The 19,575-nt window shown below is 72.8% G+C and carries 18 protein-coding genes, 1 tRNA gene and 1 CRISPR repeat array; of the genes, 14 read left to right on the top strand and 5 right to left on the bottom strand.

Going from position 1 to position 19,575, the window contains the following annotated elements; all coding sequences use genetic code 11:
- Positions 1 to 87: 87 nt before the first annotated feature.
- The 5 genes from ACZ55U_RS29425 to ACZ55U_RS29405 all read left to right on the top strand — a co-directional run bounded on the left by ACZ55U_RS29425 (position 88) and on the right by ACZ55U_RS29405 (position 4,499).
- A complete protein-coding gene (locus tag ACZ55U_RS29425) occupies positions 88 to 939 on the top strand; it encodes a spermidine synthase (RefSeq protein ID WP_465530781.1) in 852 nt (283 codons plus the stop codon).
- 110 nt (positions 940 to 1,049) lie between these two features.
- Complete coding sequence (locus ACZ55U_RS29420; protein WP_465530779.1) at positions 1,050 to 1,865, top strand: class I SAM-dependent methyltransferase; 816 nt, start codon at positions 1,050 to 1,052, stop codon at positions 1,863 to 1,865.
- Between the two features lie 202 nt (positions 1,866 to 2,067).
- Positions 2,068 to 2,727, top strand: a complete 660-nt coding sequence (locus ACZ55U_RS29415) for a DedA family protein (protein ID WP_465530777.1) — start codon at positions 2,068 to 2,070, stop codon at positions 2,725 to 2,727.
- A 159-nt stretch (positions 2,728 to 2,886) separates the two neighbouring features.
- Entirely contained in the window at positions 2,887 to 3,558 is a 672-nt protein-coding gene (locus ACZ55U_RS29410) for an O-methyltransferase (RefSeq protein ID WP_465530775.1), read from the top strand.
- Between the two features lie 41 nt (positions 3,559 to 3,599).
- Positions 3,600 to 4,499: a Gfo/Idh/MocA family protein gene (locus ACZ55U_RS29405; RefSeq protein ID WP_465530773.1), complete on the top strand. Its 900-nt coding sequence runs from the start codon at positions 3,600 to 3,602 to the stop codon at positions 4,497 to 4,499.
- A gap of 57 nt (positions 4,500 to 4,556) precedes the next feature.
- On the opposite strand, the gene ACZ55U_RS29400 is transcribed toward ACZ55U_RS29405, so the two are convergent.
- Positions 4,557 to 5,666, bottom strand: a complete 1,110-nt coding sequence (locus tag ACZ55U_RS29400; protein WP_465530772.1) for a hypothetical protein — start codon at positions 5,664 to 5,666, stop codon at positions 4,557 to 4,559.
- 222 nt (positions 5,667 to 5,888) lie between these two features.
- Here ACZ55U_RS29400 and ACZ55U_RS29395 point away from each other — a divergent pair, with 222 nt between their 5' ends.
- From ACZ55U_RS29395 to ACZ55U_RS29385, 3 genes are all read left to right on the top strand, one after another.
- A complete protein-coding gene (locus ACZ55U_RS29395) occupies positions 5,889 to 7,949 on the top strand; it encodes a transglycosylase domain-containing protein (protein ID WP_465530771.1) in 2,061 nt (686 codons plus the stop codon).
- Between the two features lie 148 nt (positions 7,950 to 8,097).
- Positions 8,098 to 8,169: transfer RNA gene (locus ACZ55U_RS29390), tRNA-Ser, on the top strand.
- Between the two features lie 3 nt (positions 8,170 to 8,172).
- Positions 8,173 to 10,398: a hypothetical protein gene (locus tag ACZ55U_RS29385; protein ID WP_465530769.1), complete on the top strand. Its 2,226-nt coding sequence runs from the start codon at positions 8,173 to 8,175 to the stop codon at positions 10,396 to 10,398.
- A gap of 53 nt (positions 10,399 to 10,451) precedes the next feature.
- Positions 10,452 to 10,908: a CRISPR direct-repeat array (repeat unit 29 nt; unit sequence CGGCTGACCCCCGCAGGTGCGGGGAGGAC).
- A gap of 190 nt (positions 10,909 to 11,098) precedes the next feature.
- On the opposite strand, the gene ACZ55U_RS29380 is transcribed toward ACZ55U_RS29385, so the two are convergent.
- The 3 genes from ACZ55U_RS29380 to ACZ55U_RS29370 all read right to left on the bottom strand — a co-directional run bounded on the left by ACZ55U_RS29380 (position 11,099) and on the right by ACZ55U_RS29370 (position 13,078).
- Positions 11,099 to 12,331, bottom strand: a complete 1,233-nt coding sequence (locus ACZ55U_RS29380) for a polysaccharide deacetylase family protein (protein WP_465530768.1) — start codon at positions 12,329 to 12,331, stop codon at positions 11,099 to 11,101.
- 181 nt (positions 12,332 to 12,512) lie between these two features.
- Positions 12,513 to 12,734: a hypothetical protein gene (locus tag ACZ55U_RS29375; RefSeq protein WP_465530766.1), complete on the bottom strand. Its 222-nt coding sequence runs from the start codon at positions 12,732 to 12,734 to the stop codon at positions 12,513 to 12,515.
- A complete protein-coding gene (locus ACZ55U_RS29370; protein ID WP_465530764.1) occupies positions 12,725 to 13,078 on the bottom strand; it encodes a recombinase family protein in 354 nt (117 codons plus the stop codon). The genes ACZ55U_RS29375 and ACZ55U_RS29370 overlap by 10 nt, the downstream gene beginning before the upstream one ends.
- A 106-nt stretch (positions 13,079 to 13,184) precedes the next feature.
- On the opposite strand from ACZ55U_RS29370, the gene ACZ55U_RS29365 reads away from it, so the two are divergent.
- From ACZ55U_RS29365 to ACZ55U_RS29340, 6 genes are all read left to right on the top strand, one after another.
- Positions 13,185 to 14,009 carry a helix-turn-helix domain-containing protein gene (locus ACZ55U_RS29365; RefSeq protein WP_465530762.1) on the top strand — a complete coding sequence of 275 codons (825 nt, stop codon included), beginning with the start codon at positions 13,185 to 13,187 and terminating at the stop codon, positions 14,007 to 14,009.
- A gap of 3 nt (positions 14,010 to 14,012) precedes the next feature.
- Complete coding sequence (locus ACZ55U_RS29360; protein ID WP_465530760.1) at positions 14,013 to 14,222, top strand: DUF397 domain-containing protein; 210 nt, start codon at positions 14,013 to 14,015, stop codon at positions 14,220 to 14,222.
- A gap of 125 nt (positions 14,223 to 14,347) precedes the next feature.
- Positions 14,348 to 15,376 carry a phosphotransferase family protein gene (locus ACZ55U_RS29355; protein ID WP_465530758.1) on the top strand — a complete coding sequence of 343 codons (1,029 nt, stop codon included), beginning with the start codon at positions 14,348 to 14,350 and terminating at the stop codon, positions 15,374 to 15,376.
- On the top strand, positions 15,376 to 16,587 hold the full coding sequence (locus ACZ55U_RS29350; protein WP_465530756.1) for an acyl-CoA dehydrogenase family protein: 1,212 nt from the start codon (positions 15,376 to 15,378) through the stop codon (positions 16,585 to 16,587). Before ACZ55U_RS29355 ends, ACZ55U_RS29350 begins: the two co-directional genes overlap by 1 nt.
- A gap of 162 nt (positions 16,588 to 16,749) precedes the next feature.
- Positions 16,750 to 18,039, top strand: a complete 1,290-nt coding sequence (locus tag ACZ55U_RS29345; RefSeq protein WP_465530754.1) for an alpha/beta hydrolase family protein — start codon at positions 16,750 to 16,752, stop codon at positions 18,037 to 18,039.
- 218 nt (positions 18,040 to 18,257) lie between these two features.
- A complete protein-coding gene (locus ACZ55U_RS29340) occupies positions 18,258 to 19,091 on the top strand; it encodes an arylamine N-acetyltransferase family protein (protein WP_465530752.1) in 834 nt (277 codons plus the stop codon).
- 42 nt (positions 19,092 to 19,133) lie between these two features.
- Here the strand turns inward: ACZ55U_RS29340 and ACZ55U_RS29335 are convergent, their stop codons facing one another.
- Complete coding sequence (locus tag ACZ55U_RS29335; protein WP_465530750.1) at positions 19,134 to 19,547, bottom strand: winged helix-turn-helix transcriptional regulator; 414 nt, start codon at positions 19,545 to 19,547, stop codon at positions 19,134 to 19,136.
- Positions 19,548 to 19,575 lie beyond the last annotated feature (28 nt).

The raw sequence follows: 19,575 nt of genomic DNA, 5'->3' as shown, positions 1-19,575 counted from the left end.
GAACGGCTCGCGACACTGGCCATGCACCCACCGGGACCGAGAGGTCACAACCCTACCGAAGAGGGCTGCAGAAGGGATGGTCCTCTAATGAGCGACGAGCCGGTGCCGGTCGGTCGGCAGACCGACCTCGGCTTCGCCAAGCTCATGCCCGACCTCGACCGGGACGGCGGCTGGCTGCTCACCCTGGACGGCACCCCGCAGTCGTACGTCGACCTCGCCGAGCCGACCCACCTGGAGTTCGAGTACACCCGGCGCCTCGGCCACCTCGCCGACGCCCTCGCCCCCGCCGGCCGGCCGCTGGACGCACTGCACCTGGGCGGCGGCGCGCTCACCCTGCCCCGCTACCTCGCCGCCACCCGCCCCGGCTCCCGCCAGCGGGTGGTGGAGGTGGACGGGCCGCTGCTGGAGCTGGTCGCCGAGCAGCTGCCCTGGCAGGGCCCCGGCGCGGACATCACCGCCACCGTCGGCGACGCCCGGGCCGCCCTGGGCGAGGTCCCGCCCGGCACGCAGGACCTGGTGATCGCCGACGTCTTCCGCGGCTCGCGCACCCCCGCCCACCTGACCTCGGTGGAGTTCCTGCGGCTGGCGGCCGCCGCGCTGCGCCCCGGCGGCTGCTACGCGGCGAACCTGGCGGACGGCCCGCCGCTGGCCTTCGCCAAGGCGCAGGCGGCCACGGTGCGGGCGGTCTTCCCGTACGTCTGCCTGGTGGCGGAGGCCCCGGTGCTGCGAGGGCGCCGGTACGGCAACATCCTGCTGGCCGGGTCCACGGAGCCGCTGCCGGTGGCCGAGCTGACCCGGCTGCTCGCGGGCGACATCTTCCCGGCCCGGCTCACCGACGGGGAGGAGCTGGCGGCGCTGGTCGGCCGCACCGCCCCCGTCACCGACGCCGGGGCCACCGACTCCCCGCCCCCGCCGGACGGCGCGTTCAGCATCGGCTGAGGCGCGCGTCGCCCGGTGCGCGCCCCTCCGGAATGCCAGAATCGGCGGATCCATGCCCATGACGGCGGCACGCCGCAGGGGTGACGGGACCACGTCCGAAGGAGCGAGCGATGGTTGGCGGTGGGGAGCGGCCCGAGCTGGGACCGGTGCCGGAGACGGCGCTGTGGACGCTGTGGCACCGGGCGGTGGAGGCGCGGCGGCCGGACACCGTGCTGCCGGACCCGAAGGCGGTCGAGCTGGTGGACCGGATCGACTACCCGTTCGCGGAGCGGTTCGGCGAGAACGCGCTGCTGAGCCAGCTCCAGGCGCTGCGGGCGGCCTGCTTCGACCGCGAGGCGGCCGACTTCCTGGTCCGCTGCCCGCGCGGCACGGTGGTCGGCCTCGGGGACGGCCTGGAGACCCAGGCGTGGCGGGTCGACAACGGCCGGGCCACCTGGCTGTCGGTGGACCTGCCGGAGACCGCCGCGGTGCGCGAGCGGCTGCTGCCGCCCGACGAACGGCACCGGATCGTCGCCCGCTCGGCCACCGATCCCGCCTGGATGGACGAGGTGGACCCGGCGAACGGGGTGCTGATCACCACCGCCGGGCTGCTGATGTACCTGAAGCCGCAGGAGGTCCGCGAGCTGATCGCGGCCTGCGCCGAGCGCTTCCCCGGCGGGGCGATGGTGCTGGACGCGGTGCCGCGCTGGTTCAGCCGGCGGGCCGTCGAGGGCAAGCTGCGGGACCGGCACTTCCAGGCCCCGCCGATGCCGTTCGGCATGGACGCGGACGAGCGCGACCGGCTGGCCACCGCCCACCCGGCGGTCACCGACGTCCGCGAGGTGTACCCGCAGGGCGGGCGCGGGTTGCTGCGCGCCCTGCTGCCGCTCGCGCGCCGGATCAGGCAGCGCCCGTCCGTGGTCGCGCTGCGCTTTGCCGAATCTTGAGAAAACCCTGGTCAAGCTGGAACCATGGCCCCGGGGCGTACGTCGTACCCACGGGTGATCGGCCGGGGGGACAGGCCGCCCGGCACGTTAGGCTCGTTGCGGGGGAGCGGCCTGGGTGCCGCCATCGGACAACTGCTCGGGACGGGCGCGCGGCTTCACCGGGGAGCCGGGCCCGTCCCGTCCTGCCACGGAGGGACTGGCCTTGCACATCGACGCCTGGATCGAGGGGATTCCGCCGACGGCGGTGTACGCCGTAGTCGGTCTGATCATCGGGCTGGAATCGCTGGGCATTCCCCTGCCCGGCGAGATCGCCCTGGTCACGGCGTCCCTGATGGCCGTCAAGGGCGTGGTGAGCCCGTGGGGCGTCGCGATCTGCGCGATCCTCGGCGCGATCATCGGCGACTCGATCGGCTACTCGATCGGGCGCAAGGGAGGCAAGTCGCTCTTCGAGAGGCTGGGACGCAAGTTCCCCAAGCACTTCGGCCCCTCGCACCTGGCCACCGCCGAGCGCTCCTTCCAGAAGTGGGGCATGTGGGCGGTCTTCTTCGGACGCTTCATCGCCCTGCTGCGCATCTTCGCCGGTCCGCTGGCGGGTGCGCTGAAGATGCCGTACTGGAAGTTCCTGATCGCCAACGTGCTGGGCGGCATCGTCTGGGCCGGCGGTACGACGCTGCTGGTGTTCAAGGTCGGCAAGGCCATCGAGCCCTGGCTGTCCCGGTTCTCCTGGGCGGGCCTGGGCGCGGCCCTGGTGATCGGCGGACTGTCGGCCTGGATCATGAAGCGCCGCGCCGCCAAGACGCACGCCAGGATCGAGGCGGAGGAGGCCGCCGCCGCGGCGGCCAAGGAGCCGGCCGTCGACTGACCGCCCCCGTCGGGAGGCGGCCGTCCCCAGCGGCGGTCTTTAGCGGCCCTCGCGGGCGCCGTCCGCCGTCCTCCGTCCATCGTGATCGTCGCGAGTGCCGTCGGGCCCTCGGAGTAGCATCGGCCGGGTACCAGCCGATCTTGCACTCCGGAGGGCCCGATGGCTTCGCAGCCGACGTGGGACGCCGTGGACGCCTACTTCTCCGAGCGGCTGGTCGGCGACGACCCGGTGCTGGCCGCCGCCACCGCCGCCGCCACCGCGGCCGGGCTGCCGGAGATCGCGGTGGCCCCCAACCAGGGCAAGCTGCTGCACCTGCTGGCACTGACCCAGGGCGCCGAGCGCATCCTGGAGGTCGGCACGCTCGGCGGCTACAGCACGATCTGGCTGGCCAGGGCGCTGCCGGCCGGGGGTAGGCTGATCAGCCTGGAGCTGGACGCCCGGCACGCCGAGGTCGCCCGCGCCAACCTGGCGGCCGCCGGGCTGGCCGAGGTCGCCGAGGTGCGGCTGGGCCGGGCCGCGGACTCGCTGGGCGAGCTGGTGGAGCAGGGCGCGGAGCCCTTCGACCTGGTCTTCATCGACGCCGACAAGCCGGGCAACCCGGAGTACTTCCGCCGGGCGCTCCAGCTGACCAGGCCCGGGTCGCTGATCATCATCGACAACGTGGTGCGCGGCGGCGCGGTCGCCGACCCGGACAGCACCGACCCGGCGGTGCTCGGCACCCGGGCGGTGCACGAGCTGATCGCGGCCGAGCCGACGGTCACCGCGACCGCCGTGCAGACCGTCGGCAGCAAGGGCTACGACGGCTTCACCCTGGTCCGGGTCCGGGACTGAGCCCCGGCCACCGGATCGCCTACCGAGAACGGAGACGGATCGTGCGGATCGGACTGCTGGGCACCGGCCCCTGGGCGGGGCGGGTGCACGCACCCGTCCTGGCCGAGCACCCCGGGCTGGAGTTCACCGGCGTCTGGGGCCGCCGGCCGGAGGCGGCCGAGGAGCTGGGCGCGGCCCACGGCGTGCCCGGGTACGCCGATCTCGACCGGCTGCTGGCCGAGGTGGACGCGGTCTCCATCGCGCTGCCCCCGACCGTGCAGCCGGGCCTCGCGGTCCGCGCCGCCGAGGCCGGCTGCCACCTGCTGCTGGACAAGCCGGTCGCGCTGACCGTGCCGGACGCCCGGGCGGTGGCCGAGGCGGTGCGCAAGCACGAGGTGGCCTCGGTGGTCTTCTTCACCGTGCGCTTCGGCGGCGAGCAGATCCCCTGGATCGAACGGCAGGCGGAGCTGGGCGGCTGGTTCACCGGCCGCTCGGACTGGCTCGGCTCGGTGTTCGCGCCCGGCAGCACCAGCCCGTACGCCGCCTCGCCGTGGCGGGTGGAGAAAGGCGCGCTGTGGGACGTCGGCCCGCACGCGCTGTCCGTACTGCTGCCGGTGCTCGGGGACGCGACCCGGGTGACGGCGGCGGCCGGCCCGCTGGACACCGTGCACCTGACGGTCCGGCACGCCGGCGGAGCCTCCAGCACGCTCGCGCTCAGCCTGACCGCGCCGCTCGCGGCGGGCGGCACGGGCATGGAACTGCGCGGCGAGCACGGCGTGGTGCAGCTGCCCCCGCGCGGCGAGGGCCCGGCCGCGGCACTGCACCGGGCGCTGGACGCCCTCCAGGCCTCGGCCGCCACCGGCGAACCGCACCCCTGCGGGGCGGACTTCGGGCTGCGGGTGGTGGAGATCCTCTCCGGCGCCGAGCGCTCGCTGGCCACCGGCGCCACGGTGTCCGTCTGAACCGCTGACACGGCAGGGCCCGGTCCTCGGAGCGGGCCTGCCACGGGGCCCCGCGGCTCAGTCCGGCGGCAGCGGCGGCAGGATCGCCGACGGGCGGCGGTCGGTGGGGCGCGCCGGGGGGATGACCGGGGCGCGGAAGTCGCGCGGACCGCTCCACAGGGCCGGCACGGCATCGCTGCGCCGGGCCAGTTCGTACGCCAGCGCCTCGTAGTTGACCCGCCAGCCGTGGAAGTGCGCCCAGGCCTCCTCGGCCGGGCGCTCGCGCGGGAAGCCGGCCGCGGAGATCATCGCGACGGCGCCCAGGTACTCGGCGTAGGTCAGCCGGATCGGGACGTCCGGGTCCGGGTCGGCGTCGAAGTCGAACCGCAGCGACCGGGCGATGTCACGCAACGCGGTGAAGCCGGCCCGGATCACCAGCCGGGCCTCGGGCGGGGCCGAGCGCGGGCAGAGCGCCAGGTGGAGGGCGGCGGCGTCCATCACGGCGATCAGGCCGACCACCCAGCTGCGGTTGGGCTGCGGGGAGCGGAAGGAGAGCAGCACCGGGTAGTTGGAGTGGCTCTCGCCGATGTCGGCGGCCAGTCGCTCCCAGTCCCGGTAGAGCTGGGGGAGCGCCGTCTCGGTGTCCACCAGGGACTGGCGGGCCAGCAGCTCGGGGCCCCAGGCGGGCTCGCCGGCCCGGGACTGGAGCAGCGTCACCTCGGTCTCGCGGCGCTGGTAGGCGGCGTAGAGGGTCGGCAGGTAGGCGATCTGGAGGGCGATCACCAGCGGGCCGCTGGCGGCGGCCAGGAAGTCGATCGCCGAGAGCTGGAGCCGCTCGCCGCTGGCGAAGCCGAGGGTGAACAGGCTGGACCCGGCCTCGCGCACGGACACCGGCCAGTCGAGGTCGGAGGTGCCGTGCAGCAGCAGGGTGTAGGCGGTCAGCATCCCGCCGAGCCAGACCCCGAGCATGCCCAGCAGCACCAGCGGCGCCAGCCAGGTGAGCGCCCGGTCCTGCGCGTGGTAGCCGCCGGTCCGCCGGGCGGTGAGTCTCAGCAGCGCGCGCAGCACCCGCCAGAGCCGCATCACCAGCGCCGAGTAGAGCCCGCGCGGCACGACCAGCGTGCGCAGGATGCTGCCGACGACGAGCAGGAGGAGCAGCGCGCCGAGAGCGGTCTGGATCATTCTCATGGGCGCCATTCTGACGGCCCGCCGGGGCTGCCGGGGGTCGTCGCCGCGCTTGGGCGGGCGACCCCCGCCGCGCTTGGGCGGACGACTCCGCCGCGCTTGGGCGTGCGACTCCGCCGCGCGGTATGACCATGATCACACCATGGGCACGCGTACGTACCGGGGTGTTCTCCGCGTCTATCCGGGTGGAGGGTCAGTGTCACGAGCGAATCGGAGACTTGGACTGTGCGTGCTCAGCGAGACGGCGGCGGCGCGGCCGAGGAGGCGGAGCCCGGGCGCCGGCGGTGGCGTGCCCCGCGGCCCCGGCGCCCGGACCCGGGGCGCCGGCGGCGACGCCCGTCACTGCGGATCGACTACCCGCGCGGCGGACGGCGCGGGGTCCGCCGCTGGCTCCCGTCCTGGCGGCAGCTGCTGCTCCTCGGCGGCGTCGGGATGGCGGTGCTGACCGGACTGCTGGCCTGGTTCTTCGTCACCACGAAGGTGCCGGAGGACCTGAACTCCTTCGCGACCCAGCAGAACAACGTCTACTACTGGGCCGACGGCACCGAGATGGCCCGGATCGGCCCGACCAACCGGCAGGAGGTGCCGCTCGACCGGGTGCCGGAGCCCGTGCAGTGGGCGGTGCTGTCCGCCGAGAACGCGACCTTCTACTCGGACCCGGGCATATCGGTGACGGGCATCGGCCGCGCCGTCTCCGAGATGGTCACCGGCGGCGACACCCAGGGCGGTTCGACCATCACCCAGCAGTACGTCAAGAACATCTACCTGAACCAGCGTCAGGACCTCTCCCGCAAGCTCAGCGAGATCGTCATCGCGATCAAGCTGGACGGCCGGATGAGCAAGCAGGACATCCTGGCCGGCTACCTGAACACCAGCTGGTTCGGGCGCGGCAGTTACGGCATCCAGCGCGCCGCGGCGGCCTACTACGGCAAGGACGTCTCCGACCTCGACCCGAGTGAGGGCGCCTTCCTGGCGGCCCTGCTGAAGGGGGCCGGGCAGTACGACCCGGCGGCCGGCCCGGAGAACCGGAAGCGGGCCGAGGAGCGGTGGTCCTGGATCCTGGACCGGATGGTGGACGTGGGCAAGCTGTCCGCCGCCGAGCGGGCCCGGTACACGGTCTTCCCCGAGCCCAAGCCGCAGCCCAAGTCGGCGGGGCTGAGCGGCCAGGTCGGGTACCTGGTGGACATGGCCCGGGCCTACGTGGAGGGCCACAGCGACATCACCCCGGCCCAGTTCGACCTCGGCGGCCACCAGATCCGCACCACCTTCGAGAAGCCGAAGGTCGAGGCCCTGGCCGCCGCCGTGCAGGAGGCCACCAAGGGGATCGACCCGGAGAACCGGGAGGCCGACAGGCTCCTGAAGGTCGGCGCCGCCTCGCTGGCCCCGGACGGGAGGATCGTCGCGCTCTACGGCGGCCCCGACTACCTGAAGCAGGGCTTCAACAACGCCAACACCACGACCGTGCCCATCGGTTCGGCCTTCACCCCGCTGGTGTACGCCGCCGGGCTCGGCGAGGGCGTGCAGCGCCGGCGCGGCGACGGCCGCACCCCGGTGACGCCCACCACCACGTACAACGGCGACGACGGGGTGAACGTGATGACCCCGGAGGGGCCGTACTGGGGGCGGGACGGGAAGATCGTGAAGACCGCCAACGACGGCAGGCGCAGCTGGGGCCAGATCACGCTGCGCAGCGCGGTGGAGCAGTCCGTCAACGGGCCGCTGATGCAGCTCGGCATGGACGTCGGGCTGGACCGGGTGCAGAAGACCGCGGCCGACCTCGGCGTCCTGCCCGGCAGCATGGGCGAGTTGGTGCCGGCCTTCGGCGTCGGCAACTCCACCCCGAGCGCGATCCGGGCCGCCGACGCCTACGCCGCCTTCGGCGCCGGGGGCCGCCACACGGACCCGTACTCGGTGCTCTCGATCAGCCGCAACGGCGAACCGCTGGCACTGCAACTGCCCGCCACCGTCCAGGCGTTGCCGGCGGCCGTCGCGGGAGAGGTGGACGCGGCGCTCAAGGCGTCGGCGCGGGACGGCGCCGCCAAGGCGGTCGCGGAGGCGGGCCCGGGCCTGGCCGCGAAGCCGGGCACGACGCCGGACCGCACGGCGGGGTGGATGGTCGGCTACGACGGGCAGCTGTCGACGGCGGTCACGGTGTTCCGGGCGGACCTGAAGGACATGAAGCTGCTCTCCCTGGAGGGCCTCGGCGGGGCGGCACCGGAGGTGCCCGACACAGCGCTGCCGACCCGGATCTGGACCGCCTACATGAAGACGGCGGGCGGCCGGTAGGCCGCCCCCGTGCCCCTGCGGGGCCCGCGAACGGACGGGCCCCGCAGGGACGTCGGGCGCCGACCGGACATCACCGATCCGCACCCGTCGAACCGGCCGGGGAAACCGCGTTGTCCGATCGAGGTCGAACGTCTACTCTCACGTCCAACGACGTGTAGCTCAGCAGCAGAGCACCGGGCTTGAGACCCGGAGGGCGCAGGGGCAGCACCTGCCACGTCGGCTCATGGACGACGACGCTGATCAGCAGCACCCCACCGGGGCCGCCACCTCCACGCTCCACGCGCAGCGCCAGCTGGCCCGGGCGTTCCTCACCTCGCTCACCCACAGCGACCGCGAGACCCGGCGCCGCGCCCAGGCCCGGATCGACCGCTGGCGCGCCGTCCTCGCCGGGACGGCCGACGGACGGCTCACCATCGGCTCGCGAACCCCCGTGGCCGGACTGCCCGCCTGGGTGACGCCCGAGGTCGTCCGCGGCGGCTTCGCCACCTCCGCCGCGAGCGCCGAAGGGCCGCTCCAGCCCTACGAGCGCGAAGCCGCGGCGCTCGCCGGAGTCCCGGCCGACCGCGCCGCCCTCTTCGCCCACTGCCTCACCGAATCCGGCCTGGCCCGGCTGCACGACCTGCTCGACACCGGCCGCTACGAGGTCACCGTCCCCGAGGAGGCGGCGCTGCTGACGGTCGCCTGGCTCGTCCGGGCCGGGGAGCCGGCCGCCGCGCTCGACCTCGTCGACACCCTCGAACCGTTCGCCGCCCGGCTGCGCTTCACCCCCCGGCCCACCACACGGCCCGCCCCGGACCCGGAGGCGGTCCACCGGACCACCGTCGGCGACGCCGTCACCACCCTCGTCGGCCGCCGGCCCAACGCCGCCGTCGAGACCCAGCGCGAGGCGCTCACCGTCTGGCAGCCGTTCGGCGACCGGCTGCTCACCCACTGGCTGGAGGCAGCCACCCCGGACGCCTCCTGGCACGAGCGCGGCGCCCAACTCCTGCGCGAGTACCAGGAACTCGCCGCGACCCACACCCGCTGCACCAAACACCGCAGCCCGAAGGAGAACCTCGGCATCCTGCGCGGCGCCCTCGAAGAGACCGTCGCCGGCCGCCCGCTGGACGCCCGCCGCCTCGGACTGCTGCGGCACGCGACGGAGTCCATGGTGCGCCGACGCGGCCGCCCCGGCTCCGCCGCCCACACCGCCCTGCGCGCCCGCCAGGCCGTCCAGGCGGCCCTGCCCTCGCACCACGACCTGGCCCAACTCGTACTGCGTCGCCTCGCCGTACACCCCCAGGACACCGGCGCGGCCGACCTCTCGCCGCTGGTCGCCGACGTCTCCGTCCAGGAGGCGGCGGAGACCGGCCTGCCCGCGGGCGCGGCGGTGCCCGAGACGATCCGCCGTGTCGTCGAAGCCACGCTGAGCGCCCCGATCGGCACCCTCGTGGAGCGCGGCGTCGTACCGTCCGCCGAAGTCCTGGCCGAACTGGTCCCGCAACTCGTCGCCGCCGTCAGCGCCGAGGCCCACCCGGACGCGGCGCTGCGCACCCTCGCCGCCGCGAACTACCGGGCCTTCCGCAACCGCCGCTCGCTGCTCCTGCTGAACCTCGCGACGCAGGTGCGGGTCGAGGAACTGCCCTGGGTACGGGCGGTGGCCCACCACCGTCTCGACGAGGACGGCCGCGGGCCCGCCCTCGCCGCGCTGCGCCGGCTCGGAGAGCTGGCCGTCCAGGCGTTCCCCGGTACCCTCCTGCCCAACCCGCTGGTGCGCGAACTCGCCGTCCTGGCACGGCAGTCCGGGCTCGACACGCCGCTGGTGGAGGAGCTGGCGGCGGACATCTTCATGGGCCGGTTCAGCCCGAAGTTCCTCGACGCGGCCCACGTGGCGGCGGAGTTGCTCGAAGGCACGCTGTACGAGCGCTACTACGGCATCGACTACGCGGCGGTGCGCGGCCTGGGGACGGCGGACCGGTTTGCCGACCTCTGCACGCGTCGCGCGGAGGCGGGCGGCGGCGGTCGGTCCGTCGCGGGGAACGGGAAGGTCATCGAGCAGGCCCAGATCCTCACCACCCACAACCTGGCCACCCTGGTCAGCCGCGTCGGCATCAGCCCGCGACCGGGCTGGGACGACCTCGCCCGGCGCACCTTCGCGACGGTCTGCCGCCTGACGGCGAGGATCCACGGCAACCCGCGCCCGCTGACCACGATCAAGGACGTGGCCTACGCCTGGCGGCAGTTGGTGTTCCAGCTCTCCCTCTGCACCCCCGACTCCCGGGCTCGGATCATCGCCGCCCTCGACGAGGAGGCCGCCCGCCACCCCTCCCACGTCGCCGCCCGCCTGGCCCCCGCCCTCACCGGCCTCCGCCAGGCAGCGGCCGGCACCCCGACGGAGGAGGGCGACGGTCGCCTGCTGCTGGGCTGGACGACGGGCCCCCACTGGCTCCGGGCTGCCCCGGGGGCGTGACGCGTACGGGGCGGGGAGAACCCGCAAACCGGGGACGTCGTGCGCACCGCGAGCGGCTGACCCCCGCACGTGCGGGGAGGAGCCCTTGACCTGATTCGCAAGGAGCGAGAGGAACGGCTGACCCCCGCAGGTGCGGGGAGGACCCGGTCGTCCGGTCGTGGACCACCCCGACCGGCGGCTGACCCCCGCAGGTGCGGGGAGGACCTCGGACGGCACCTGCGCCACCGGCGCCGCCGCCGGCTGACCCCCGCAGGTGCGGGGAGGACGAGAACCGCGTCAGCGGCACCAGGAGCGGCCACGGCTGACCCCCGCAGGTGCGGGGAGGACGAGACCAGCAGGGAGGAGCACCGCGCCACGTCCGGCTGACCCCCGCAGGTGCGGGGAGGACAGCGTCTACATTCCGTCTGGTGAGTGGACCTACGGCTGACCCCTGCAGGTGCGGGGAGGACTTCGGATCGGCGTAGTTGAAGTAGCTGCCCCACGGCTGACCCCCGCAGGTGCGGGGAGGACCCTTCGTGACCTGGGGTGATGCGGTGGCTTTGCTGTTTCGTTGCCAGGGCGTCGCCGTCCGAGTGGGGAGGCGGCGGTTGTGACTTGTTGAGATGTCAAAGGGCCCATGCATCGTCCCACATGGCGGTGCGGGTGATGGCCGGGGCAGGCGTTCGGACGCCCGCCCCGGCCACCGGGGTGTCAGGCCCCGTTACTTGGTGAGGCGGGACCAGTCGGCGGGTTGGGCGGGGTCGAGCTGGCGGAGCTTGTCGAGCACCTTCGGGTCCTGGGCGTCGAGCCAGTCGGCGACCTGGCGGAAGGAGACGCAGCGGACGCCGTCGCGCTTGCAGACGGTCTTCACCACGTCCTCGATGGCCTGCATGTAGATGCCGCCGTTCCAGTTCTCGAAGTGGTTGCCGATGAAGAGCGGGGCGCGGCTGCCGTTGTAGACGCGTTCGAAGCCGGCGAGGTAGCTGTCGCGGGTCTCCTTCTCCCAGGCGTCGTACTTCCTGGGGTCGCCCTTGGTGTTGTCACCGGACTGGCCGGCCAGGAAGTTGAAGTCCATCGAGAGGCCCTGGGTGGACTTGCCGGGGTAGGGCAGCATCTGGAGGGGGAAGTTCCAGATGCCGTCCTTCTTGGTGGGCCAGACCTGGAACTCGCCCGGCGAACTGGCGTCGTAGCGGAAGCCCTTGGCCTTCTCGGCCGCCAGCAGGTTCTTCTGCCCCTCCAAGCATGGCGCGCGACCGCCGACCAACTCCTTGGTGTAGTCGAAGGGGAGCGGCGGGAGGTCCTTGAAGCCGGTGTTGGTCTTCCAGTTGGTGACGAAGGATATCGACTGGTCGAGTTCGCTCGTCCACTCCTCGGTGCTCCAGTCGCCACCCCCCTTGGCGCCGCAGAAGTGCCCGTTGAAGTGGGTGCCGATCTCGTTGCCGTCGAGCCAGGCGAGGCGCAACTGCTCCAGTGTGTCCTTGATGTGCGGATCGGTGGCGAAGTCGATGGAGGCGTCGCCGGGTTGGTGCTGGGGCGGGTGGTAGAGGGTGCTCTTGGACTTGGGGACGACGTAGAGGCCGGTCAGGAAGAACGTCATCTGGGCGTTGTTCTCCACTCCGAGCTTTCGGAAGCGGGAGAACTGGCGCTCGTCGCCCTCCAGGGCGCCGTCCCAGGAGAAGACGACGAACTGCGGCGGCTTCTCGCCGGGTTTGAGCTTCTCGGGCTTGGGCGGCTGCTTGGGCTGCGGCCCGGTGTCGGAGGTGGAGCCGTCGCCGAGGATCTTGACCTGACCGTCCCAGGTGGGAGTGGGTGTGGGCGGCGGCGGGGCGGGCGCCTCGGCCTGGCCGCCGACGGCGGTGGAGGGGGCGGCGGAGCTGGTGTCGGCCGCGGTCGTGGGTCTGCTCGATGTGCCGGAGCATCCAGTCGCCAGGGCGGAGGCTCCGAGGACCCCCATTGCCAGCAGGATGGCCGAGCCGCGAGCAGTCCGCACCGGACCCCATTTCTCTGATGTTTCATCAGGACATGTTCGGAATTGTGATCGATGGACTCGATCATCAGAACACTTTTGATCGATCTCTGTCGAGGTGAGGTCGGTGCGGCTGCGGCGGGGCAAATGGGTGGCTAATTCCCTTATGTCACAAGGCGTCTGGCGGGGAGAGGTGGAGGCCTCGGTGGAAGGAGCGGGCGGCGTCGATGGTGTACCAGCGCTCGATGCGCTCCGGGGAGTGGGGGACGCGCAGGTAGTCGTGGCGTTCGCGGTCCCAGATGCCCCAGCACTCCAGCAGGCGGAAGTGCGGGCTCTTGGAGTCGATCAGGCGGACCTCGAACCTGTCGACGGCGGCGGGCGTCACGCGCACCGCCAGGCCGTCGCCACCTGGATGAAGGCGGCTGCCTTCTCCACGCGCTTGGCGAAGTCGTTGAACTCGCCCTCGATGGGGGAGATGGTGGCCTTGCTCGGGACGAGGATGGCGCCGGCCTGCCGGTCCTGGAGTCGCTGGAGAGCGGCGCGGAGCATCGGGCGCTGCTCGGGCCCGGTGCGGGTGGTCTCGTCGTCGACGACGATGAGGTCGATGCCCCAGTTGAAGGCCTTGGCGTAGGCCTCGCAGGTGCGCAACTCCCGCTCGGGGAAGTGGGAGTGGGTCTTGGCCAGGTACATCACGACCTGGAGGCGGTCGGCGGCCTCGATCCGGTGGGCGTTCAATGCCTGCTCCTCTCCGTAGTGAAACGGCTACCAGGGGTGCTCACTGTGCTCTACGCTTGGGAGTCGTTCAACTTGTCTGCATCCCAAGTGGAATTGGATGTGAGCCATGAATCGCAGGGAGCTTGACCCGACGGCATCCCCTCGCGAGGCCTTCGGCGCGTTGCTTCGCAGCTCGCGCCAGGCGTTGGGCTGGACACAGCAGGAGTTGGCTGCGGTCAGCGGGTACTCGGACAGCTACATCTCGGCGGTGGAAACAGGCCGCAAATCCACCAGCCTCGTGTTCGTCAGGGCCATGGACAAGGCGCTCGGGACGGGGCAGACGCTGGAGTTGATGTGGGTCGGGATGAGGCGTAGGGGCTTCCTGGAGGGTTTCCCGGAGCATGCTGCGCAGGAGGCCCGTGCGGCCGAGATCAGGATCTTCGAGCCGAACCTCATCCCCGGGCTCTTCCAGACCAAGGCGTACGCCTCGGCGCGAGAAGCGGCGGCAGTGCAGCGGGGTCGGAGTACGCCGGATCAGGCTGAGGAGCGAGTTCGGTTCCTCATGGCGCGGCAGCGGCTCCTCAAGCGTGCCGAGCCGCCACTCATCCATGCGGTGATAGATGAGAGCGGCATTCGTCGGCCGGTGGGTGGGGCCGCGACTATGCGCGCGCAGCTTGAGCACCTCGCTGAGATCGCGATGAGGCCTCATGTGATCTTCCAGATCGCCCCGTTCAGCTTGGCCGAGCATGCCCCGTTCCGGTCCGTGGTCACGTTGTTGACCTTTGTCGACCGTTCAGTGGTCGGCTACACGGAAGGTGCGGATCAGGGCAGGGTAGTGCGGGAGGACAGGACTGTCCGGGCGTGGGAGAGGGACTACGATCGATTTCAGGCGGAAGCGCTGGCCCGAACCGCGTCGCTCGACCTGATCCACAGGGTGAGAAAGGAACTTTGACCGATGAGTCGCCCCGACCTGTCCCGTGCTTCCTGGTTCAAGTCGTCGTACTCCGACAACGGTGGTACTTGCGTCGAGGTCTCGGCGGACTACCCCGGTGCGATCCCCGTTCGCGACTCGAAGGACCCGGAGGGGCCCGCTCTCCTCTTCTCCGCCGCCGCGTGGCGAGCCTTCGTCGCCGCCGCTGCCGCCGGCGAGTTCGGCTCCGTCTGATCCACGACCTTCCCCGAGAACCCCCGAGCCGCGTTCGGCTCGGGGGTTCTCGGCATTGACACGGGCGCCCTGCGGCTGAATGCTAAGCAAGCGCTTAGTCATCCATGAGACCGAGGAGCCGCCCGATGGCCGAGACCCCCGTCGACCCGCCCGGCCTGGACCTGGCCCGTCTCCGATCCCACCTCGACCGCGAGCTACCCGGCACCCTCCACGGCCCGCTGCGGGCCGACCTCATCGAGGGCGGTCGCTCCAACCTCACCTACGTCCTCACCGACGGCGTCTCCCGCTGGGTCCTGCGCCGACCGCCGCTCGGGCACGTCCTCGCCACCGCCCACGACATGGGCCGCGAGTACCGGGTGATGACCGCGCTGCGCGACACCGGCGTCCCCGTCCCCCGCACCCTCCTGCTCGACCGCACCGAGGACACCCTCGGGGCCCCCTGGTACCTCATGGAGTACGTCCCCGGCACCGCCCACCGCGACGCCGCCCCGCTCGCCGCCCTCGGCGAACCCCGGGTGCACGCCCTCGGCGACCGGCTGGTCGAGACCCTCGCCACCCTGCACCGGATCGCCCCGGACGACGTCGGCCTGGCGGACTTCGGTCACCCCGACGGCTACCTGGAGCGCCAGCTGCGTCGCTGGTCCAAACAGCTCGCCGCCTCCCGCAGCCGCGACCTCCCGGACCTCGACCGGCTGCACGCCCTGCTCGCCGAGCGGCTGCCGGACTCGCCCGCACCCGCCCTCGTCCACGGCGACTACCGTCTCGACAACGTCCTGATCAGCGAGGACGACCGCGTCACCGCCGTCCTGGACTGGGAGATGTCCACCCTCGGCGACCCTCTCACCGACATCGGCCTCCTGGTGATGTACACCGAACTGGCCGGTGTCGGCGGCGGCATCATCCCCGACGCCATGACCGCCCCCGGCTTCCCCAGGCCCGACGAGATCGTCGCGCGCTACGCCGAGCTGACCGGCCGCCAGGCCGCCGACCTCGACTGGTACGTCGCCTTCGCCTCCTTCAAGCTCGCCGCCGTCGCCGAGGGCATCCACTTCCGCTTCCAGCAGGGCCGCACCCTCGGCGCCGGCTTCGACCGCGCGGGCGAGATGGCCCCGATCCTCGCCCGGCACGGCCTGAGCACCCTCAAGGAGAACTGATGGACTTCGCCTACGACGCCCGGACGAACGAACTGCGCGAGCAACTGCTCGCGTTCATGGACGAGCACGTCCACCCTGCCGAGCCCGTCCTCGCCGCCCAGCTCGCCGACCCGGCCCGCGACCGCTGGGCGATCCCGCCGATCGTCGCCGAACTCCAGGCCCAGGCGCGCAAGCAGGGCTTGTGGAATCTGTTCATCCCGGGCGAGCACGGCGCCGGGCTGACCAACCTCCAGTATGCGCCGCTCGCCGAAATCACCGGCCGCAGCATCCAGCTGGCCCCGCCCGCGCTCAACTGCGCGGCCCCCGACACCGGCAACATGGAGCTGCTCGCCCAGTTCGGCAGCGCCGAGCAGCGCGAGCGCTGGCTGCGCCCCCTGCTGGACGCCGAGATCCGCTCCGCCTTCGCGATGACCGAGCCCGAGGTGGCCTCCTCGGATGCCACCAACATCGCCACCCGGATCGAGCGGGACGGCGACGAGTACGTGATCAACGGCCGCAAGTGGTACATCACCGGCGCGATGAACCCGGACTGCAAGATCCTGATCGTGATGGGCAAGACCGACCCGTCCGCCGAACCGCACCGGCAGCAGAGCATGGTGCTCGTCCCGCGCGACACCCCGGGGGTGACCGTCCGGCGCGGCATGACGGTCTTCGGCTACGACGACGCCGACCACGGCGGCCACGCCGAGGTGCTGTTCGAGGACGTCCGTGTCCCGGTGGAGAACCTGATCGGCGAGGAGGGCACGGGCTTCGCCATCGCCCAGGCCCGGCTCGGGCCCGGCCGGATCCACCACTGCATGCGCGCCATCGGCCTCGCCGAGCGGGCGCTCGAACTGATGTGCCGCCGGGCCGGCGAGCGGGTCGCGTTCGGCAAGCCGCTGGCCGAGCAGGGCGTGGTGCAGGACTGGATCGCCGAGTCCCGGGTGCGGATCGAGCAGCTGCGGCTGCTGGTGCTGAAGACCGCGTGGCTGATGGACACCGTCGGCAACCGGGGCGCGCACACCGAGATCCAGGCGATCAAGATCGCCACCCCGCGCACCGTCGAGTGGATCCTGGACAAGGCCGTCCAGACGTACGGCGCGGCCGGCGTCAGCCAGGACACCCCGCTCGCCCAGCTCTGGGCCGGCAACCGCACCCTGCGGCTGGCCGACGGCCCGGACGAGGTGCACAAGCGCTCGCTGGCCCGGCGTGAGCTGAGGAAGTTCCGGTAGAGGGCCGGGGTCGCCCGCCCCCGCCCGTGACCGGAACGACCCGTAAGGGTGTCATACCCGGGTATTCAGGGGCACGTTGGCTCCCCGGTATGACGGCCGCGGCCCGTTCCCGCCCGTAGTGTCCTGCGTGTCCGATCGATCGGAACACGGAGGGGCGGAACCATGGGCAATCCGGGACGGGCCGCGGCGGCGGTCCTGCTGGCGGCGGCGACGGCACTGGGCGCGCTGGGCACGGTCGGCACGACCGGGGCGGTCGCGGCAGGGACGGGGGACGCGGGCCCCGGGCGGCCGGCGCGGGCCTGGCTGCCGGAGCCCAGCGGGCCGTACCCGATCGGCACCACCGCGCTGCACCTCACCGACGCCGGACGGGAGGACCCGTGGCGGCCCGGGCAGCGGCGCGAGCTGATGATCAGCCTCTGGTACCCGACCTCCCACCCGGCCGCCGGTGACGACCGCGCCCGGTACATGGAGCCCGCCGCCGGGGCGCACTTCGACGGCCCGGACGGCGTCGGCCTGCTCAACTACGGCACCGAGCCCGGCCGCACCGACTGGTCGGCCATCCGCACCCACGCCCGCAAGGACGCCCCGGCGCTGTCCGGCGGCCCGCGCCCGGTCGTGCTGTACTCGCCGGGTCTCGGCGACCCGCGCACCTGGGGGACGGCCCTGGTCGAGGACCTCGCCTCGCGCGGCTACCTGGTCGTCACCGTCGACCACACCTACGAAGCCTCCGAAGTCGCCTTCCCGGACGGCGACTTGGCCACCTCGGTGCTCCCCGGGATGATCGGCCGGCCGGGCCTGGACATCGGCGCGGTGCTGCGCAAGGCGATGGACACCCGGGTGGCCGACACCCGGTTCGTGCTGGACCGGCTCGCCCGGCTCGGCGAACGGCCGGGCCTGCCGGCCGGGTTGGCCGGATCGCTGGACCTCGGGCGGATCGGCATGGTCGGCCAGTCGGCGGGCGGCTTCACCGCCCTCCAGACCATGCACGACGACCCCCGGATCGCGGCCGGCGTCAACATGGACGGGCAGCTGCACTTCCCCGGTCCGGACGGCCGTGACGGCGTCTTCCTCCCCAGCGTCGCCGAGGACGGTCTGAACCGGCCCTTCCTGCTGATGGGCACCGGCAGCGAGGACTCCGGAAACTACCGCAACCAGCCCGGCTGGAAGGCCCTCTGGCAGCACAGCACCGGCTGGCACGCCGACGTCACCCTCACCGGCTCCCGCCACGGCTCGTACACCGACGCCCAGTCGCTGCTGCCGCAGCTGGCCCGGCAGGGCGTGCTCGGCGCGGACCGACTGCGCAGCGACGTCGGCGACATCCGGCCGGGCCGCGCCGAACTCGCCACCCGCTCGTACGTCGCGTCCTTCTTCGACCGCTGGTTGCGCGGCCAGGACGACCACCTGCTGGACGGTCCCTCGGCGCGCTTCCCGGAGATGGCGTACGAGCGGTAGGAGTGCGGTGGCGGCGCGTCGGCGGTCGCCGTACGTGACAGGGAAACCACGGATTCCGTCCGGGGGTTGGGGCCGGCGACTATCCTGATCGCCTTCCGGGCAGTGCGTCGCGGGCGGCGGATCGCGGGCGGCTTGGTCGCGGGCCGGGCGGCTTCGAGGGCGGCTCGGTCGCGGGCCGCGAGTCGCGTGCCGGGAGTCGCCGGCAGTGAGGGGAGAGCATGATCGACGTCGACGGGTACCTGGCCGTGCTGGGGGTGGAGCGGCCGGCGGCCCCGACCGCCGAGGCGCTGTGGGCGCTGCACCGGGCGCAGGCGGAGCGGGTCGCCTACGAGACCATCGACATCCACCTGGAGCGGCCGACGGGCATCAGCGCCGAGGAGTCCGTGGCCCGCATCCTGCGCGGGCGCGGCGGCTACTGCTTCCACCTCAACGGGGCCTTCAGCGAGTTGCTGGCCGCCCTCGGCTACGACGTCACCCGGCACTGGGGCTCGGTGCAGGACAGCCCCGAGGACCCGGCGGGGGTGGTCGGCAACCACCTCACGCTCAGCGTGCGGCTCGACGGCGAGCGGTGGCTGGTCGACACCGGGCTCGCCAACATCCTGTACGAGCCGCTGCCGCTGCGCGAAGGCACCTACACCCAGGGGCCGTACAGCTACACGCTGGCCCCGTCGGAGGCGCTGCCCGGCGGCTGGCGGTTCACCAAGGAGCCCGGCGGCGGGTTCACCGCGTTGGACTTCGCGACGGGCCCGGTGGAGCTCTCCTCCTTCACCGCCGAGCACGTCCGGCTGTCCACCTCGCCGGAGTCCGGCTTCACCCGCGTCCTGATGGCCCAGATCCGTGACGCCAAGGGCGCGTACGCGCTGCGCGGCTGCGTGCTGCGCCGGATCGAGGTGGGCGGCACGGACGAGCGGACCATCGACTCGGCGGAGGAGTGGTTCGACGTGCTGACCGGCGTCTTCCGGCTGGACCTGGCCGACGTCGACGCCGCCGACCGGGAGCGGCTGTGGCAGCGCGTGCGGACGGCGCACGAGCTGCGGGAGGGCGCGCGGTAGGGAGGGCGCGCGGTAGGGATACCGAGTGGTAGCGGCCGGGCCCTAACGGATCCCGGAGCCCGGGTTGGCCGCGTCCCACCGCCGCCGGGAGTCGACGATGGCGTCGTGGTGGTCGTACGACCAGTCCGTCATCGCCCGCACCAGGTGGGTCAGGCTGTGGCCGAGCGCGGTCAGTTCGTACTCCACCTGCGGCGGGACGGCCGGGTGGACGGTCCGCGAGACCACGCCGTCCCGCTCCAGGCGGCGCACGGTCAGCGTCAGCATCCGCTGGGAGATGCCCGGCAGCGCGCGCTGCAACTCGCGGAACCGCCGTACGCCCTGGGCGAGTTCGACGACGGTGAGGACGGACCACTTGTCGCCGAGGCGGTCCAGCAGGTCGCGGATCCCGCAGTCCACGCCGTCCTCGCACCAGACCACCGGGCGGGGGGTGGTTACCGCGGTGTGCCCTGCTGACATGGAAGTGCCTCCTTACGCCGGACGCCCA

It is taken from the genome of Kitasatospora sp. NPDC034533 (assembly GCF_055575155.1).
Note: the sequence above shows the minus strand (reverse complement) of the source record. Positions and strands in the feature narration are given on the sequence as shown.

Bases quoted from the DNA above. Each gene is read 5' to 3' on its own strand.
- ACZ55U_RS29425 (WP_465530781.1), top strand. From the start codon at position 88: ATGAGCGACGAGCCGGTGCCGGTCGGTCGGCAGACCGACCTCGGCTTC.
- ACZ55U_RS29420 (WP_465530779.1), top strand. From the start codon at position 1,050: ATGGTTGGCGGTGGGGAGCGGCCCGAGCTGGGACCGGTGCCGGAGACG.
- ACZ55U_RS29410 (WP_465530775.1), top strand. From the start codon at position 2,887: ATGGCTTCGCAGCCGACGTGGGACGCCGTGGACGCCTACTTCTCCGAG.
- ACZ55U_RS29400 (WP_465530772.1), bottom strand. From the start codon at position 5,666: ATGAGAATGATCCAGACCGCTCTCGGCGCGCTGCTCCTCCTGCTCGTC.
- ACZ55U_RS29385 (WP_465530769.1), top strand. From the start codon at position 8,173: ATGGACGACGACGCTGATCAGCAGCACCCCACCGGGGCCGCCACCTCC.
- ACZ55U_RS29380 (WP_465530768.1), bottom strand. From the start codon at position 12,331: ATGGGGGTCCTCGGAGCCTCCGCCCTGGCGACTGGATGCTCCGGCACA.
- ACZ55U_RS29365 (WP_465530762.1), top strand. From the start codon at position 13,185: ATGAATCGCAGGGAGCTTGACCCGACGGCATCCCCTCGCGAGGCCTTC.
- ACZ55U_RS29360 (WP_465530760.1), top strand. From the start codon at position 14,013: ATGAGTCGCCCCGACCTGTCCCGTGCTTCCTGGTTCAAGTCGTCGTAC.
- ACZ55U_RS29355 (WP_465530758.1), top strand. From the start codon at position 14,348: ATGGCCGAGACCCCCGTCGACCCGCCCGGCCTGGACCTGGCCCGTCTC.
- ACZ55U_RS29350 (WP_465530756.1), top strand. From the start codon at position 15,376: ATGGACTTCGCCTACGACGCCCGGACGAACGAACTGCGCGAGCAACTG.
- ACZ55U_RS29345 (WP_465530754.1), top strand. From the start codon at position 16,750: ATGGGCAATCCGGGACGGGCCGCGGCGGCGGTCCTGCTGGCGGCGGCG.
- ACZ55U_RS29340 (WP_465530752.1), top strand. From the start codon at position 18,258: ATGATCGACGTCGACGGGTACCTGGCCGTGCTGGGGGTGGAGCGGCCG.
- ACZ55U_RS29335 (WP_465530750.1), bottom strand. From the start codon at position 19,547: ATGTCAGCAGGGCACACCGCGGTAACCACCCCCCGCCCGGTGGTCTGG.